Annotated in this window: 13 protein-coding genes; 11 read left to right on the plus strand and 2 right to left on the minus strand. The window is 63.8% G+C overall.

Annotated features, from left to right (window positions below; translation table 11 throughout):
• Position 1 precedes the first annotated feature (1 nt).
• From B7Z66_06715 to B7Z66_06745, 7 genes are all read left to right on the plus strand, one after another.
• Positions 2-622, plus strand: a complete 621-nt coding sequence (locus B7Z66_06715) for a hypothetical protein (GenBank protein ID OYV76953.1) — start codon at positions 2-4, stop codon at positions 620-622.
• Between the two features lie 61 nt (positions 623-683).
• On the plus strand, positions 684-1475 hold the full coding sequence (locus tag B7Z66_06720; GenBank protein OYV76923.1) for a 3'-5' exonuclease: 792 nt from the start codon (positions 684-686) through the stop codon (positions 1473-1475).
• 106 nt (positions 1476-1581) lie between these two features.
• Complete coding sequence (locus B7Z66_06725; protein ID OYV76924.1) at positions 1582-2910, plus strand: 23S rRNA (uracil(1939)-C(5))-methyltransferase; 1329 nt, start codon at positions 1582-1584, stop codon at positions 2908-2910.
• Between the two features lie 71 nt (positions 2911-2981).
• Complete coding sequence (locus B7Z66_06730) at positions 2982-3227, plus strand: hypothetical protein (GenBank protein ID OYV76925.1); 246 nt, start codon at positions 2982-2984, stop codon at positions 3225-3227.
• Positions 3228-3249: 22 nt separating this feature from the next.
• On the plus strand, positions 3250-3624 hold the full coding sequence (locus B7Z66_06735; GenBank protein OYV76926.1) for a hypothetical protein: 375 nt from the start codon (positions 3250-3252) through the stop codon (positions 3622-3624).
• A 199-nt stretch (positions 3625-3823) separates the two neighbouring features.
• Positions 3824-4105: a hypothetical protein gene (locus tag B7Z66_06740; GenBank protein ID OYV76954.1), complete on the plus strand. Its 282-nt coding sequence runs from the start codon at positions 3824-3826 to the stop codon at positions 4103-4105.
• A 305-nt stretch (positions 4106-4410) separates the two neighbouring features.
• Positions 4411-8136 carry a hypothetical protein gene (locus tag B7Z66_06745; GenBank protein OYV76927.1) on the plus strand — a complete coding sequence of 1242 codons (3726 nt, stop codon included), beginning with the start codon at positions 4411-4413 and terminating at the stop codon, positions 8134-8136.
• Positions 8137-8404: 268 nt separating this feature from the next.
• On the opposite strand, the gene B7Z66_06750 is transcribed toward B7Z66_06745, so the two are convergent.
• The gene (locus tag B7Z66_06750) at positions 8405-9463 is read right to left on the minus strand and encodes an EamA family transporter (protein ID OYV76928.1); all 1059 of its coding nucleotides are present in this window, start codon (positions 9461-9463) and stop codon (positions 8405-8407) included.
• A gap of 895 nt (positions 9464-10358) precedes the next feature.
• On the opposite strand from B7Z66_06750, the gene B7Z66_06755 reads away from it, so the two are divergent.
• Positions 10359-11597 carry a hypothetical protein gene (locus B7Z66_06755; GenBank protein OYV76929.1) on the plus strand — a complete coding sequence of 413 codons (1239 nt, stop codon included), beginning with the start codon at positions 10359-10361 and terminating at the stop codon, positions 11595-11597.
• Between the two features lie 347 nt (positions 11598-11944).
• Here B7Z66_06755 and B7Z66_06760 read toward each other — a convergent pair whose 3' ends face one another.
• Positions 11945-12943: an alcohol dehydrogenase gene (locus tag B7Z66_06760; protein ID OYV76955.1), complete on the minus strand. Its 999-nt coding sequence runs from the start codon at positions 12941-12943 to the stop codon at positions 11945-11947.
• Positions 12944-13087: 144 nt separating this feature from the next.
• Here B7Z66_06760 and B7Z66_06765 point away from each other — a divergent pair, with 144 nt between their 5' ends.
• From B7Z66_06765 to B7Z66_06775, 3 genes are read left to right on the plus strand one after another with little or no spacing between them, the layout of a single operon-like run.
• Entirely contained in the window at positions 13088-13558 is a 471-nt protein-coding gene (locus tag B7Z66_06765) for an adenylate cyclase (protein ID OYV76930.1), read from the plus strand.
• On the plus strand, positions 13555-15099 hold the full coding sequence (locus B7Z66_06770; protein OYV76931.1) for a peptide ABC transporter substrate-binding protein: 1545 nt from the start codon (positions 13555-13557) through the stop codon (positions 15097-15099). The genes B7Z66_06765 and B7Z66_06770 overlap by 4 nt, the downstream gene beginning before the upstream one ends.
• Complete coding sequence (locus tag B7Z66_06775; protein ID OYV76932.1) at positions 15096-15581, plus strand: L,D-transpeptidase; 486 nt, start codon at positions 15096-15098, stop codon at positions 15579-15581. The genes B7Z66_06770 and B7Z66_06775 overlap by 4 nt, the downstream gene beginning before the upstream one ends.
• Positions 15582-15638: the final 57 nt, after the last annotated feature.

The following is a 15638-nucleotide window of genomic DNA, read 5'->3' on the forward strand; positions in this document are numbered from 1 at the left end:
TATGAGGCACAGATCCTGGCTTTGGTACGGGATGGTCGCGAGCCTGCTCTCCGGCTGCGTGACCATCAACATCTATTTCCCCGCCGCCGCCGCTCAGAAGGCGGCGGACCGGATCATCCAGGGCGTGTACGGCGCCGGTTCCGCGCCGGTGCCGGTGCCGGCACCGCAGCCCGGGGCCGCGCCGGCCAAGCCCCAGGGGTTGCGTTCGGTGCCTTCCGGCGGTCCGTTGCTGGCGCTGATGAACCTGCTGGTCCCGGTCGCCCACGCGGCGGCGGATCTCAATGTGCAAAGTCCCACCATCCGCGGTATCCGCGCGTCCCTGGAGGCCCGTCACCCCGCCCTCGCACCGTTCTATGACAGCGGCGCCATCGGCATGACCCAGGGCGGCTTGCTCACGGTTCGCAACCTGGGCGCGGTGCCGCTCTCCCAGCGCAACCGGGTGCAGCAGCTGGTGGCGCAGGACAACCAGGACCGCAATGCCCTGTATCAGGCCATCGCGGCGGCCAATGGCCACCCCGAATGGGAAGCGGATGTCCGCAAGGTGTTCGCCCAGCGTTGGATCGCCAATGCGCCGTCCGGCTGGTGGTATCAGGCGGCGGATGGGAGCTGGAAGCGCAAATGACCGGGATACGTCGGCACCAGATCGTGGTCGGAATCGCGTCCCGGACGGGAGTCCCCGTTCTATGAATAACGTCTTCGTGTTCGACATCGAAACGGTGCCCGATGTGGAGGCGGGACGCCGGCTCTACGGGTTGGATGGGTTGAGCGACGGCGACGTGGCGCAGGTCATGTATACGGTCCGCCGTCAGCAGACCGGCGGCAACGACTTTCTACGGCTGCATCTGCAACGGGTGGTGGCAATCTCGCTCGCGGTCCGTACCCGCGATTGGTTCAAGGTCTGGTCTCTGGGGGAGGTGGACGCCCCGGAAGCGGAACTGGTGCGGCGTTTCTTCGATGGCGTGGAGCGCTATACCCCCACCCTGGTGTCCTGGAACGGCGGTGGCTTCGATCTCCCGGTGCTGCATTACCGGGCGTTGCGCCACGGAATTCCGGCGCCCCGTTATTGGGAAACCGGCGCCGATGACCAGGGCTTCCGGTGGAACAACTACCTGAACCGCTTCCATGAGCGTCATACCGATCTTATGGACGTGCTGTCCGGCTACCAGGCCCGGGCGGTGGCGCCCCTGGACGAGATCGCCACCTTGCTGGGTCTGCCGGGAAAGATGGGCATGGATGGCGCGCAGGTCTGGGAGCGGTATTTGGAGGGCGAACTGGGCGCGATCCGGGACTACTGCGAGACGGATGTCATCAATACCTATTTGGTGTACCTGCGTTTTGAGCAGATCCGCGGCCGGCTGGGTGCGGAGGAATACCAACGCGAGTGCCAACTGGTGCGTGATACCTTGAATCAGGACGACCGGCCCCACCTGCGCCGGTTCCTCGCTGCCTGGCCCGCGCCGCAAGACCACGGATGAATCCCTCGCGCCTCGCGTCGGGCTGGTCTGACCGCACCGGCGTGGCCTCTCCCATGGGTCCCATCACGTACGGATTGCGGTCACGCGGCGCCGGGGTTCTGCGTCCGTGAGCCGCGCGCGCCGCACGCGGGTCCTGCCGGCACCGGCCGTCGCGGAGGTGGAGCGGCTTGCCAGCGACGGGCGCGGTGTCGCGCGGATCGACGGCAAGACCGTGTTCGTCGATGGCGCCCTGCCGGGGGAGTCGGTGCGCTTCGCCTACCGGGCACGGCGCCGGGATTTCGACGAAGGGGTTACCGTGGAGGTCCTGCGTCCCTCCGCGGACCGGACCGTCCCGCGGTGCGCCCATTTTGATACCTGCGGGGGCTGCAGCCTGCAGCACTTGGATCCGGCGGCGCAGTTGCGGGCCAAACAGGAATCCCTGCTGGACAATCTCCAGCGTCTCGGCAAGGTTCAGCCGGAGGCCTTGCTGGAGCCCCTTTCCGGTGCGCGCTGGGGTTACCGCCGCAAGGCGCGGTTGGGTGTGCGCTACGTCCCAGGCAAGGGCCGCGTGCTGGTGGGATTCCGGGAAAAGCACAGCTCCAAGGTGGCGGAACTGTCGAGTTGCGAGGTGCTGATCCAGAGCGTGGGCGCACGACTAGCGGATCTCGCCGCGCTGATCGGGAGTCTGTCAGTCGCGGAACAGATCCCCCAGCTGGAGGTGGCTGCCGGCGACGATGAAACCGCCCTGGTGATCCGTCATCTTCACGCCTTGAACGATAGTGACATGGAACGACTCGCGGCCTTCGGCCGGCAGCATGGGTTGCGCATGTTCCTGCAGTCCGGGGGGCCGGACAGCGTGGTACCCCTGGACGGAGGAGCGGGGTGGCTCGATTACCGGTTGCCCGAGTACGCGGTGGAGATTAAATTCAATCCCACCGACTTTGCGCAGGTCCACGCCGGCATGAACCAGCGCATGGTTGCGCGGGTGGTGGAACTGCTGGCGCTGGAGGGTGGGGAACGGGTGCTGGATCTGTACTGCGGACTTGGCAACTTCACCCTGCCACTGGCGCGCCGCGCCGGCTACGTGGTGGGGGTGGAGGGGGACGCGGGCTTGGTGCGCCGGGCCCGCGACAACGCCCGTTGCAACGGGCTCGACAACACCGAATTTCATGCCGCCGATCTGGCGTCGCCGGAGCCGGGCGCGGCTTGGCTCGCCGGGCGTTACGACCGGGTGCTGCTGGATCCGCCGCGCTCCGGTGCCCAGGCGATCATCCCGTACCTGAAGGGGCTGAAGCCGACCCGCATTGCCTACGTCTCGTGCCATCCCGCGACACTGGCCCGGGACGCGGGGGAACTGGTCCGCGGGCTGGGTTACCGGCTAGTCCGGGCCGGGGTGGTCGATATGTTTCCCCACACCGCCCATGTGGAGTCGGTGGCGATATTTGAACGGGGCTGAGTTTGGCCCTACACTCTGGCCACCCGCCGGAGCGGCATGCCTGCCAACGGCACAGCGGATCTTTCACACCCATGGCCCGGATCCTGTATTTTGCGAAACTGGTGGACCTGATCGGCCGCGACGCGGAGGAGACGGACTTGCCCCCATCGGTGAGCGATGTCGGTACCCTGCTGGCATGGTTGCGGGAGCGCGGGCCGCGCTGGAACGACGCCCTTGCCGAACACGCCGTCAAGGTGACGGTGAACAAGTCTTTTACGGATCCCAGTTCCCCGGTAACGAACGGCGACGAGATCGCCATCGTATCCGCCCACACCTGACCGTTCGGACCCGCGACCCCGCATGAAGATCCGCCTGTTGGGCGAGACCGAGTTGGTGGTGAGCGAACTCCACGACGAGCATCTAACGGTGACCGGCGACGAGGCCGGGCTCCGTTTTGGTGCGATGGAGATGTTCGTTACCTCCCTGGCGGCTTGTACCTACGCCGTGTTGGCCAGCTACGCACATCAGATCGATGCCGGCGTTGCGGACCTGCACATCCGCTTGCGCTGGCACTATAAGGATCGGCCCTACCGGATCGACACCGTGGAGATGGAGATCCGCTGGCCGGAATTGCCGGAGGACCGCGTGGACGCGGCCGTCCGGGCGGCGTCCACCTGCACCCTACACCGGACCCTGGAGCGGGGTGTGGAGGTGGGCACGACGGTGGTCCGCTGAGCCGGGGCAGGCCCCTTGGGCGGCGTTCCGGACCCCAGCGGGCTAAAGTATTCTGGGACCGGGTCGCCTATACTGGGAGCCGGGGTGCGGTCCGGATTCCATGACCGGCCGACCGGAGTGACGGGTCTTCCTGGAGCCCGTGTATCATCGGAGGTGCACCGTTATGAACTCGTTCCGAAAAAAACTCGTAAATTATGTCTTGGCGTCCACGGTGGCCTGTGCGGGGTTAGGATTGCCTGGTGTTGCCGCGGCCTACAATTCCGGCGGTGGCATGCGCAGCGAACATGCTTCCGCCGACTCCATGGTAGCCGACCTGCTGCTGATCCGGCCGGCCGCCGCGATCGGGACCTTTATCACCACCGGCGTTTTCGTGGTTTCCCTGCCCTTCAGCCTGCTGGGCGGCAACGTCGGGGAGGCGGCCCATTTATTGGTGGTCGAACCAGCCGAATACACTTTCGTGCGGCCCCTTGGGGAACTTTGAATCCCGGTCCGGGTGCGGCGTCCCGCGGTGCTTTCCCACTCGCGGTGGTGGGAATCCACTCGCCTTACGCCCCTGTCATCCGGGACTTCGGCAATTCGAGGTGCTGGGTATCGTGACGGGTGCCGCCCGGGATTGGCGGCACCATGTCGAGCCACCGGATCTGGCCGTGCATTTGTAGGGCAGACCGTTAAAGAACGGGTCGCGGGGGCCGACAAGACCGTTACCCAAGACCGCTATAGTGTTCCAGACGCACCCAAGCCGTTTTATCCACTGGACTGATTGTTCGCAGGGAAACCGCACTCGTCATGGCGCCGCCTGATGCCACCGCCACCGGTCCCAAGGCACCCAAGGAGCGGCGTGCCTTCCCGCGCCATCCCGTTCGCCTGCCAGCGCGTCTCGAGTCGCGCAGCGCGGGCGATCGACCCTGCATCATCCGCGATTACTGTGTCGGGGGCCTGCTCCTGATCTTCGAGGATACGCCGGCGGACGCCGCACGCCTGGATGGTCCCGGTATACGACGCGATGAGCAGGTGCAGATCGGTTGTGTCGTTACATCCGACGGCGAGGAACGGGAGCTGCGCTTCTCCGGGCGGATCGTACGTGCCGACGGCCAGAGTGCCGGTTTGGCGTTCATTGATCCCGACCCTGCCGCCCTGCAACGCCTGCGGGATTTCGCGCGCGGCGCCAGCGAGCCGGGACCTGAACCGGATCGTCCGGGAGACGGCGACACCCGCAGGGTTGTTCAGGCCGCTGGTTCCGACCCGGTGGACCGCGCCGGCCTGATGCGCGGGTGCAACGATCTGCTTCGCGGGGCATTGGCGCCGATAATCTCCGGTTTTTTGGCCAACGTAAACGACGAGCTGTTCAAGACTGCGGATACCAGCCGTGACATGGCATTGCAGAATGCCAACCTTCAAGCCCTCGGCGTGCTCAATCGGCAGCGCAATGTGCTGCAGGATAAATTCGTCGCGGCGGTAGAACAACGGCTGCGGGACGCGGAACAGGGAATACTGGCGAGCCCGTTGGAGCTCGAATCGACCCCACCCTCCGGATCGCTGGCACTGGTTGAACCGCTGGAATTCGAGGAGTGGCTGTCCACCACCGATATCGTGTCCCGGGTGGAGACCGAACACCGGGAATCCCTTCAGGCGCTGTCGCAGCGCCTGTCCGTGGTCCTCGCTGCAAAGGTCGACAACGCGAACAATCCCTATGGGCCGGCCATATTCGCGGAATCGTTCCAGGAGGCGCTAGCGCCGTTGGATATCGCGCATGGCGCCAAACTGGTTTGTTACAAGAGTTTCCGGAACAGTGTACGGAAAGCCGCGGAACCGCTCTATAAAAATCTGAACCAGTTCCTCATCGACCACCAGATCCTTTCCGAGATTACCTACGCCTTCGAGCGGCACGAGGCGCCGCGACCCGCGCCGTCACCAGACACGCGGTCCGCCGCGGATGCGTCAGCGGAGCCGGTGCCGTTGGACGACGCGGCGCAGGGGTGGCGGGGCGACCCGGGGCCGGCGAGACACGGCTCCGGCGTGCCGGCACGCGGCGGGCCCGCGTCGGCCCCGTCGGCCGCATCCCCGTCGGCTCCAGGGGGCGGGGGAGCGGAGAGTCCGGGCCCGGCGCCCGGTTCCTCCGAGGGCCACCCGCGCGTTCCAGCGCACGATCTCTATCAGTTGGTGGGCGAGTTGCGTTCCCTGCACAATCAATTGGTCCATAGCCCGGTTGCGGGGCGCGGCGCCGGCACGGGGCCAGCGCCTGCGGGATCTAACACCGCTGCCAGTGCAGCGGACGCGCCGTTACACAGTCGTCTGGATTCGGCCGCGGCCGCGCTCCAGTCCTACAGCACCGCGGAGCTGCTCGAGGCACTGTCGAGTCGTGAGATCGAGCGCCATCGTCCCGCGGTCCAGGGCCAGGAATCCGGCGCCAGCGACTTCCGTGCACGGCTCGAAGCGCTCCTGGCCAAGGGGTCCCAGGGTGGCAGACCGAAGACCATCATGGAACGCCAGGGCCAAGTGATAGACGTCGCCAGCAACGTATTCAGAGCCTTGCTCACCGATTTCCAGGTAGCGCAGAGCGTGCGTCCATGGATCGAGAAACTGGAGATACCGGTCCTGAAGATGGCGATCCTCGACGATCGTTTATTCGTCGACAAGTCGCATGTGGTCCGCCAGGTGATCAACAAGTTCTCGGAGCTGGAGATCCTCGCCGGAACCGAGGAGGAGCAGGAGCAGGCGGCCATTCAGCGCGCGTTCCTCTGGATCGTCAATCTGATCAACACTGAGTTCGACGGCACCGCCGCTGTGTTCGCTCGCGCGGAACGGCAGCTTGATCTGCTCATTAAGGTCCAGAACCAGTCCTACCAGCAGAACCTGGCTCAGGTGGTCGGTGAGTGCCTGCGTGAAGAGCAGGCCGCCGCGACCGTAGCCGATGGAGAGGCGGGGGGGGATTTGGCGCAGGCTGACGAATGGCTGCGCAGGGTCAGGCGTCTTAAAGAGGATCACTGGCTGTTGTTCGATGCCCATACCGAGGAGCCCAAGCGCCTTAAAGTGGGTTGGATCGCAAGCCGCACCGGAAAATACGTATTCGTGAACGTGCTCGGCAAGAAGGACCGGATCGTCGCGGAGCGGGACCTTGCGTCCCTGCTGCGTGAAGGATCGGTGGTGGTCCTGGATGCGGCCGATGAGCCGGCCATGGACCGCGCGCAGTATTCCATGCTGCAGAACCTGCATCGGCAACTGTTGCATCAGGCGTCCCACGATCCGCTGACCGGCCTCATCAACCGTCGTGAATTTGAAAAATGTGTCACCGAAGCACTAGGCGACGCCAAATACGGTGCCAGGAAGCACGCGTTGCTGTTTATCGATGTGGACCAATTCAAGGTAGTGAATACCACCTTCGGTTACGACGCGGGCGACCAGTTCCTGAAGGAATTCACGCTGTTGCTTCAGGAAAACTTGGGGGAGCGCCATATCCTCGCCAGGATCGGGGTGGATCAATTCGGAGTCTTGCTGCAGGAGCATTCGATAGATGATGCCTTGGCGGTGGCCGAGGAGAAGATGGACGCCGTGCATGACTACCGGTTCGAGTGGAATGAGGAGCGGCTCTCATTTTCCGTCAGCGTGGGGTTGGTGGGCATCAACGCCCAGGGGGAGAGCGGCGCGGCTTTGCTGCAATCGGCGGAGGCCAGTTGCACGGTGGCCAAGGAGCTGGGAGGCCGTCGCGTACAGATTCATCATGCGCGCAATACCGGGCTCGTGCGACGCAAGGAAGAGATGAAGTGGGCGGTGAAGATTGACCAGGCCCTGGACGACAACACGCTGCGTTTGCGGTGCCAGAAGATCGTGCCGATTCAATCCCAGCTATCCCAGCAGGTTCACTACGAGCTGCTGCTGGGCTTGTCTGAGGAACTCAGCGGTCAGATGAATCTCGAGGAGTTCATCCGGGCCGCGGAACACTACAAGCGAGTCCTGGAAGTGGACCGCTGGGTTATCCGAGAGGCCTTCAATTGGATTGCGGGGCATGAAGACGAGTTGCTGGGGATCGCCAGCTTCTCCATCAACCTGTCCGGTCCTTCGCTCAATCACGAGAAGCTCATCGAGTTCATCAACGAGCAGGCCGTCGCGAGCGGCGTGGATATGCAGAGGATCTGCTTTGAGATCACCGAAACGGCCGGCATCACCAATCTGTCCGATGCCAGTGATTTCATTCACGTAATCAAGAGTAGCGGCTGTAAGTTCTCTCTGGACGATTTCGGCAGTGGCATGTCTTCCTACGCCTACCTCAAGAGCCTGCCGGTGGACTATCTGAAGATTGACGGCGTGTTTGTTCAGGATATCGTCCAGAGTCCCAGCGATCTCGCGGTCGTGAAGTCGGTCTGCGAGGTGGGCCATTTCATGGGCAAGGCGGTGATCGCGGAGTTCGTTCAGGACGAGGCCGCGGTCTCCCTGCTGCGCGATGTTGGTGTGGATTACGTCCAGGGCTACGGGATCGAACGGCCCCATGCGTTGGACGAACTGCTGCGGGCCTAGCCCGCATTGTTCTTCGCGTACTGGCTGCGACCGCTACGACCCCCTCCCGGCCCGGGCGTTTACGTCCATTCCAACTTCGGCGGAATGTCGGCTATAGCGTTGGTACCCAGCAGCCTATGCGCCCGATTCCACCGATTGCCGCGCGGTGACCACTGACCTGCGGCTATGCGCGGTGGTGACTGTCGTGTAACCCTCCGCGCTTTACTGGATCCGGATCCTGCAATGTCCGCGTTGGCGCCCCGTCACATGGAAAGAACCACCACGGGCGTCAGTGGCGGTGACGATGGTGCAGATCCGGATAGTGGGGGTGGGAATGTGCCAGCGGCACGTGTTCATGGAGGTGGCTATGCGGTTCAGCGCCGTTCCAGGTGTCATCGTGTTCGTGCTGATGGTGTTCGTCGTGCCGGTGTGCATGGGCGTGGATCAAGCGCTGGTGGTCGTGAAGATGCACATGCCGCTCCGTGACATGCAGCCACACCCCGATTGCCATCATTGCTGCAGCTGCCCAGAATAGACCTCCGGGCCGCTCGGAAAGAATGATCAACGCCGTAGCGGCACCGAAAAAGGGTGCAACTGAGAAATAGGCGCCGGTACGGGCAGTGCCGAGGCTACGCAGCGCCGAGACGAAAAGGGTCAAACTTACCCCGTAGCCGAGGAATCCAACGCCAAGCGCCACAAACAGTACCGGGGGCGGTGCGGGATGCCACCCTCCGAACCAGGCCAGACCAAGATTGATGCAGCCTGCCACCAGCCCTTTGATGCCGGCAATCTGGGTCGGGTCGCTCCCCGAGATGTGCTGAGTCAGATTGTTGTCCACCGCCCAGCCTAGACATGCTGCAATCACGACGAGGGTCCCGATGGGTGAGCCACCTGTAGGAGTCCCTGCCCAGGAAAGCAGCACGCCCGCGCCGGCGATCAAAAAAAAGCCAACGGCAATGCGTCTGTCCACATTTTCGTGGAATACAAACCACGCGAGCAATGCAGAGAATACCCCTTCGAAATTTAGCAACAACGCTGCTGTCGATCCGTCGGTCCGTGCGATTCCCAGCATCAGCAATGTCGGTGCGACGACACCGCCAGCCAGAATTGCCCCAGCGAGCCACCTCCAATCGGAACGGATCAGGGGGGCTTCCCCCGAGTTGACTCCAGCGCCGACGCACTGTCTTAACCACCGCCACGCCAAGAGACCGATACCGGAGCCCAAGTAGAATAAGCCCGCCAATGCAATAGGCGGCACTTCTGAAACCAGAACCTTGGCCAGCGGCGTGCTTATCCCAAAGAGTAACGCGGCAATCAATGCCGCTGCGATGCTGTTATTGCGCTTCATGCTTTCGGTACGGTTGCCGCGAATCCGGGTTTCCGACGCTGACGTAATACACCGTATCGTAACATCCATTGATTTTTTTGGCAGCGGTTCAGGTGCGGAACAGCCGTCGCGCATTGCCGGATGTCGTGTCGATCAACCGCCATCATCCACATATCATCGAACGGTACGGGATCGCTGCCATAGTTTGTTTTGGCGGCGGTTTCGCGCCAGGCGGCGGCACAGGATAACCCGATGCCCCAGTGACTGAATGCGTCACAGGCGAAGGCATTTCTAAGATTGGTATAGCAGTGTTCCATCCACTCGGTTATGGGCCCCGGCAAGAACTTGCCTTGAGCGTCGAAGGAGGCGGCAGAAAGTTTCACGATACGGTCGGGCCACCCTAGACCGCAGCTTCCGAGCCGGAACTGTCGGTATCGCGATACGGTGCGTGGGATCTGGCGCAGAAGCGTTGACTTGCCGCGCAATCTACGGGTTCCGAGGTTCCCTGAAATGGTGCATTCCGGCCGTTAACGGTACCGTGCTGGTGCGCGATCGGTTACCTGAGGGCCCGGCGCGCGCATCCAGACCTGGCGTTCCTGACGAACCGCATTTCCGCGTCTTGGCACGGGGTTTGCTGGTCTTGTTTTGCACGCCGGGCCGTATTCCCGGATCTCGAACCCGATGTAATCCGGCCAGCGGCAGAGGGTTCCGGCGTTAAATATCGGTGCATATGCGTCCTGCGCTTGTCGCCGCGGACCGGCGGCGGGTCAGCAGCCACGCAGATGCACCGGGTCTCCCGCGCAGCTCGATCCACCTGGAGGATTCAGCATGCGCCGCTGCCTGAGCACGGTGGCGGGCGTGTGGCTGCGCGTGGGTGTCCACCCGAGCTATCGGCAAACTTATGGAGGGCTGTTTGATGACCATCGTCCAGGCGATTGGCAAAAGAATTGGGGTGGTGGCGGCCGCGGGCGTGTTGCTGGTCGGCCATGTCCCGGTGTGCATGGCGGGGGACGCGTTGTGGGGGGCGATCACCGGAGGGAATTTCGCCGCGAACCTGCGCTACCGTCTTGAGAACGTCGATCAGGCAGGGGTACCGCAAGATGCCAATGCCTCCACGCTCCGTACTCGTTTCGGTTATACCACGGGAATGTACTATGGGTTGAATCTGCTGGTCCAAGGCGTGAATGTGGCGGTGGTGGGGCCGCAGGACTACAACGATACGATCAACGGAAAGACCCGATTCCCGGTGGTGGCCGACCCGCCGCTCACCGATATGAATCAGGTATACCTGCAATATAGTGCGTTGCCGAAGACCGTGGTGCGTTTGGGGCGCCAGCGGGTCAAGCTCGACAACGCTCGCTGGATTGGCAACGTAGGGTTCCGCCAGAACGAACAAACCTTCGATGCCGTAACAGCGGTCAATCAATCCATCCCGAATGTCGCGGTGACCTACGGCTACATCGCGAACGTGCACCGCATTTTCGGGCCCGACTCGCCGAACGGCCACTTTCGCATGGATTCCGATTTGGTTAACGTGTCCTACCGCGGTTTTGGATTAGGCACGCTCACGGGTTACGCGTACCTGCTGGGCTTTGACACGGCACCGGCGCTATCGACTTCGACCTACGGGCTGCGCTTTGCGGGTACCCACGGGTTAGGGCGGGGAATCCGGCTGCTGTATACAGGCGAATATGCCCGCCAGGTCGACTACCGTAACAATCCGAACCACTACGGACTCAACTATTTTTTTGGCGAGGCCGGAGCCGGCTATAGCGCATTCATGCTGAAGCTGGGTTATGAGGTGCTGGAGGGTAACGGAACCCAAAGCGTACAGACGCCGTTGGCCACGTTGCACGCCTTCGACGGTTGGGCGGATGTGTTCCTCACGACCCCGCCCAACGGGTTGGATGACCGTTATATCACCGGTGGCGCCGGGCTGATGGGGGTCGATCTGCTCTTGACCTACCATGATTTCACGGCGAACAAGGGCAGTGCCGGCTACGGCACGGAGTGGGATTTCCAGGCCAAGAAGACGTTCGCAAAGCGCTACACGGTGGGGCTGACCTATGCGAACTTCAACGCAGACAGCAACGCGCCGTTCAGGGATGTGCGCAAACTCTGGCTGTGGGGGCAGATGCGGTTTTCGACGCTTTGAGCCGGCGCCACACGGTAGGGATAGGGGACCTTTGGAGGTGTTGGTCGCGCGGACGCGGTCGCGTCCGCGCGAGCGGCGGCACCAACCGCGGCGTGCCGACCACGTGGCGCGCTATAGTGCGCGGGGCGTAGACTCGGGCTAGCCCACCGGTGGCCGCAGCAGGTAGCCGGTGAGGCTGCGGCCGCGGTAGGCACATGGCGCGTGGTGTCTGTCGGCCGGAACGGGATTTCTGGTCGGCGGGTTACGGGTTGCGGTAGTCGATACGGTCTTACTGCCGTGAGCGGTAGCGGTAAGTGTGAACGGCGGGGTTCCGGCGCGGCACCGCCCGGGGTCCGCGTGGCGGCAGGTTAGGGGATTTCGAGGACCAATTTTCCGGTGAGCGAACCCTTCTCCAACAGTGCATGGGCCTTCGCCGCCTGGTCAAGCGGGAAGGTCTCGTTGACGTGGACCCGCAGACGGCCCTCGTCAACGAGTTGGGCGCAGGCCTCGAGGACTTGCGCGTGGTGCTGTTGGGCTTGACGCAGGCCGTGCAACATCGGGGAGAGCATTAATTCGTAGCTGATCCGCAGATTCCGGCTCCGGGCCTCCTTCCAGTCGACCTCCGGGCCGGGCTGTAGCAGAGTGACCAGATCGGCGTAGAAACGCGCCGCCCCGAAACTGCGGACAAAGGTATCGCCACCCACGGTATCCAGGATCAGGTCGGCGCCCTCGCCGCCACTCCAGGCTAGCACTGCCTGCACGAAATCGGTCTCCCGGTACAGGACTGCCTCATGGACCCCGAGCCGGGTCACAAAATCCGCCTTCTCCCGGGAACCCACGGTAGTGCATACCCACGCGTCCTGTACCAGGGCCAGCTGGATCGCGACGTGCCCGACGCCCCCGGCCCCGGCGTGAATCAAAATGCGTTGCCCGGCCTTGAGACGGCCACGGTCATATAGGGATTCCCAGGCGGTGATGGTGACCAGAGGGAGCGCGGCGGCGGCGGTAAAATCCAGGGTTGTGGGCTTGTGGGCGGCGAGCATTTCATCCACAACGGCGTATTCGGCATAATTGCCCGGATGCCCGCCGATACCGCCGTTGCAGAAATAGACCTCGTCCCCGGCCTGGAAACGGTGCACGTCCTCGCCCACCGCTTCGACCACGCCGGCACCGTCGCAACCCAGGATCGTCGGCATCCGGTCGGGAAAATAGGTGCCGCGGGCACGCAGCTTGGTGTCCACCGGATTGACCCCGGCCGCCTTGAGCCGCACCAGCATCTCGGAGCTGGTCTCGATCTCCGGCCGTGGCGCGTCCTGCACCTTCAGGACCGACGGACCCCCAGCGGCGGTCATGACAGCCGCCTTCATGGTGTCCGTGGCCTTTTTGCGGATTAATTTGGCCATGGAAAAAACATCGCTCCATCCCCGGTCCGGCGTCAAGCGCGCCGCAGCGGCCGTGCCCTGGTACCCTGTACCAGTCATACTATCGACCGGGAGGCCGATGCCTGAACCATGGCGACTGAAATCGAACGCAAATTCCTGGTCCGCAGCGACGCTTGGCGCACCCAGGTACGGGACTCGACCGAATACCGGCAGGGATACTTCGCGGGTATGGAGCGTTGCTCGGTGCGGGTACGGGTGGGTCCCCAGGGGGCGTTTCTCAACATCAAGGGGGCGACCCTGGGGGTGGAACGGCACGAGTATGAGTATCCCATCCCGAAAACGGACGCAGAGGAACTGCTGGCGCAGTTCTGCGTCCGGCCTATGATCAGCAAGGTTCGCCATCGAGTCCCCTACGCCGGCCACCTGTGGGAAATCGACGTGTTCCAGGGAGACAACGCCGGGTTGGTGGTGGCGGAGATCGAGCTCGGTGCCGCGGACGAGGCCTTCGAGCGTCCGGAATGGCTCGGCGAGGAGGTGTCCAATGATCCGCGCTATTACAACGTATGCCTGGTGTCCCATCCCTACAAGGACTGGTCATGAAGCGCGGGCTGCGATGGCTGGCGTGCTGCGCTGCGCTGCTGCTGACGTCCTGCGGCACGCGGATCCCGGCTGGGTCCGCGCTCGCGGCGGTGCCCCTGCGGTTCGGGCTCGCCACCGCACCCATCACCCTGGATCCGCGCTATGCGACGGATGCGGCTTCGAGCCGCATCGACCGGTTGCTGTACCGTGGCTTGGTGACCTTCGATGCCGCGGCACGCCCGGTGCCGGATCTGGCCCATTGGGAACGCCTCAGCCCCACCGTGTACCGCTTTCATCTTGGTGCCAGGGGCCGGGAATTCCAGGACGGTGAGCATCTGACCTCCGCGGATGTAAAGGCCACCTACGAATCCATTTTGAACCCCGCCACTGGGTCGCCGCTGCGCGATACCCTGAAGCGGGTCGCGGGGATCCGGAGCATCGATACGCCGGACCCGGATACCGTGGACTTTGTGCTGGATCGTCCCAACGCCCTGTTTCCCAGCTACCTGACGGTGGGTATTCTGCCCAAGCGGCTTCTGGACTCGGGGCATCGCTTTGCACAGGACCCGGTGGGCAGTGGACCGTTCGCGTTCGTGGCTTGGCCCGACGCCGAACGGCTGCTCCTGCGCCGTCGCCGGGACGGACAGGCCTTTGAATTCCTCGTGGTGCGTGACCCCACGGTGCGCGTATTGAAGCTGCTGCGCGGGGAGATCGACATGCTGCAGAACGACCTGCCGCCGGAGTTGATTACCTACCTGGAGCGGCGCAAGGACGTGCGGGTGGAGCACGCACGCGGCACCAACCTCACCTACCTGGGATTCAACCTGCGCGACCCAATCACCGGGCAGCTGCGGGTGCGCCGCGCCATCGCGCACGCCATCAACCGTGCGGCCATCATCCGTTACGTACTGGGTGGCGCGGCACGCCCTGCCGAATCGCTGCTGCCGCCAAGCCACTGGGCCGGCAACCCGGACCTGCACGGGTACGCCTACGACCCGGCCCGGGCCCGGGCGTTGCTGCGCGCGGCGGGCTTCGGGCCGGGGCATCCGGCACGCATCACCTACAAGACCTCCAGCGATCCGTTCCGGGTGCGGCTCGCCACCGTCATTCAGTATCAGCTCGGCCAGGTGGGCATCCATGTGCACCTGCAGAGCTACGACTGGGGCACGTTCTATGGGGACATCAAATCCGGCCGGTTCCAGATGTACAGCCTGTCCTGGGTCGGGATCAAGAGCCCGGACATCTTCCGCTACGTGTTCTACAGCACCTCTATTCCGCCTGAGGGCGCCAACCGGGGCTATTTCGCGAGCCCGGTGGCCGATCACCTCATCGACGCCGCCGAGGCGTCCCCGGATCTCGCCGTCAAGTCGCGGGACTACCGGGAGCTGCAGGCCTATCTGCTGAAGGAACTTCCATACCTGCCCCTGTGGTTCGAGGATCAGACCTTCGTGGCGCGGCGCGACATCGTGGGCTATCACGTGGAGCCGGACGGCAACTATGATGGGTTGAACACGATCCGGCGGGTGTCCACGGTGCGCCGGACCGGCACGGGGTCGCCATGAGTGAGCGGATCGTCCACGTCAGTCTGTCCCGGCAGCAGTTGCAACTGCGGGTGGCGGGCGAGGTGCGCCTGGATTGTCCCGCCGCCAGCGCCCGCAACGGCGCCGGCGAGCGATTCGGCAGCGAGTGCACGCCGCGGGGCTGGCATGTGATCCGCGCGAAGATCGGCGCCGGGTGTCCGCCGGATACGGTATTCGTGGCACGGCGGCCCACCGGAGAGGTCTACACTCCGGAACTGCGCCGCCGACACCCGGAACGGGATTGGATCCTTACCCGCATCCTGTGGCTGAGTGGCCTGGAGCTGGGCCGCAATCGCCTGGGCCCGGTGGATACCATGCGCCGCTACATCTATATTCACGGCTGCCCGGACGAGGACATCTTGGGGATACCGGGGTCCCATGGGTGCGTCAAGCTGCGCAATACGGATGTGATTCGCCTGTTCGATCAGGTACAGGTGGGTGACCGTGTGTGTATCGAGCCGTAACCGGGCGATGCCAGGTCAGGGAGCACAGGTGTGATCGGCTTCACGATACGGCGCTTG

Source organism: Chromatiales bacterium 21-64-14 (genome assembly GCA_002255365.1).
Taxonomy (GTDB): domain Bacteria; phylum Pseudomonadota; class Gammaproteobacteria; order 21-64-14; family 21-64-14; genus 21-64-14.

Coding starts and splice junctions, on each gene's coding strand:
- B7Z66_06745 (OYV76927.1), top strand. CDS start 4,411: ATGGCGCCGCCTGATGCCACCGCCACCGGTCCCAAGGCACCCAAGGAG.
- B7Z66_06735 (OYV76926.1), top strand. CDS start 3,250: ATGAAGATCCGCCTGTTGGGCGAGACCGAGTTGGTGGTGAGCGAACTC.
- B7Z66_06720 (OYV76923.1), top strand. CDS start 684: ATGAATAACGTCTTCGTGTTCGACATCGAAACGGTGCCCGATGTGGAG.
- B7Z66_06750 (OYV76928.1), bottom strand. CDS start 9,463: ATGAAGCGCAATAACAGCATCGCAGCGGCATTGATTGCCGCGTTACTC.
- B7Z66_06755 (OYV76929.1), top strand. CDS start 10,359: ATGACCATCGTCCAGGCGATTGGCAAAAGAATTGGGGTGGTGGCGGCC.
- B7Z66_06765 (OYV76930.1), top strand. CDS start 13,088: ATGGCGACTGAAATCGAACGCAAATTCCTGGTCCGCAGCGACGCTTGG.
- B7Z66_06770 (OYV76931.1), top strand. CDS start 13,555: ATGAAGCGCGGGCTGCGATGGCTGGCGTGCTGCGCTGCGCTGCTGCTG.
- B7Z66_06715 (OYV76953.1), top strand. CDS start 2: ATGAGGCACAGATCCTGGCTTTGGTACGGGATGGTCGCGAGCCTGCTC.
- B7Z66_06760 (OYV76955.1), bottom strand. CDS start 12,943: ATGAAGGCGGCTGTCATGACCGCCGCTGGGGGTCCGTCGGTCCTGAAG.
- B7Z66_06775 (OYV76932.1), top strand. CDS start 15,096: ATGAGTGAGCGGATCGTCCACGTCAGTCTGTCCCGGCAGCAGTTGCAA.
- B7Z66_06730 (OYV76925.1), top strand. CDS start 2,982: ATGGCCCGGATCCTGTATTTTGCGAAACTGGTGGACCTGATCGGCCGC.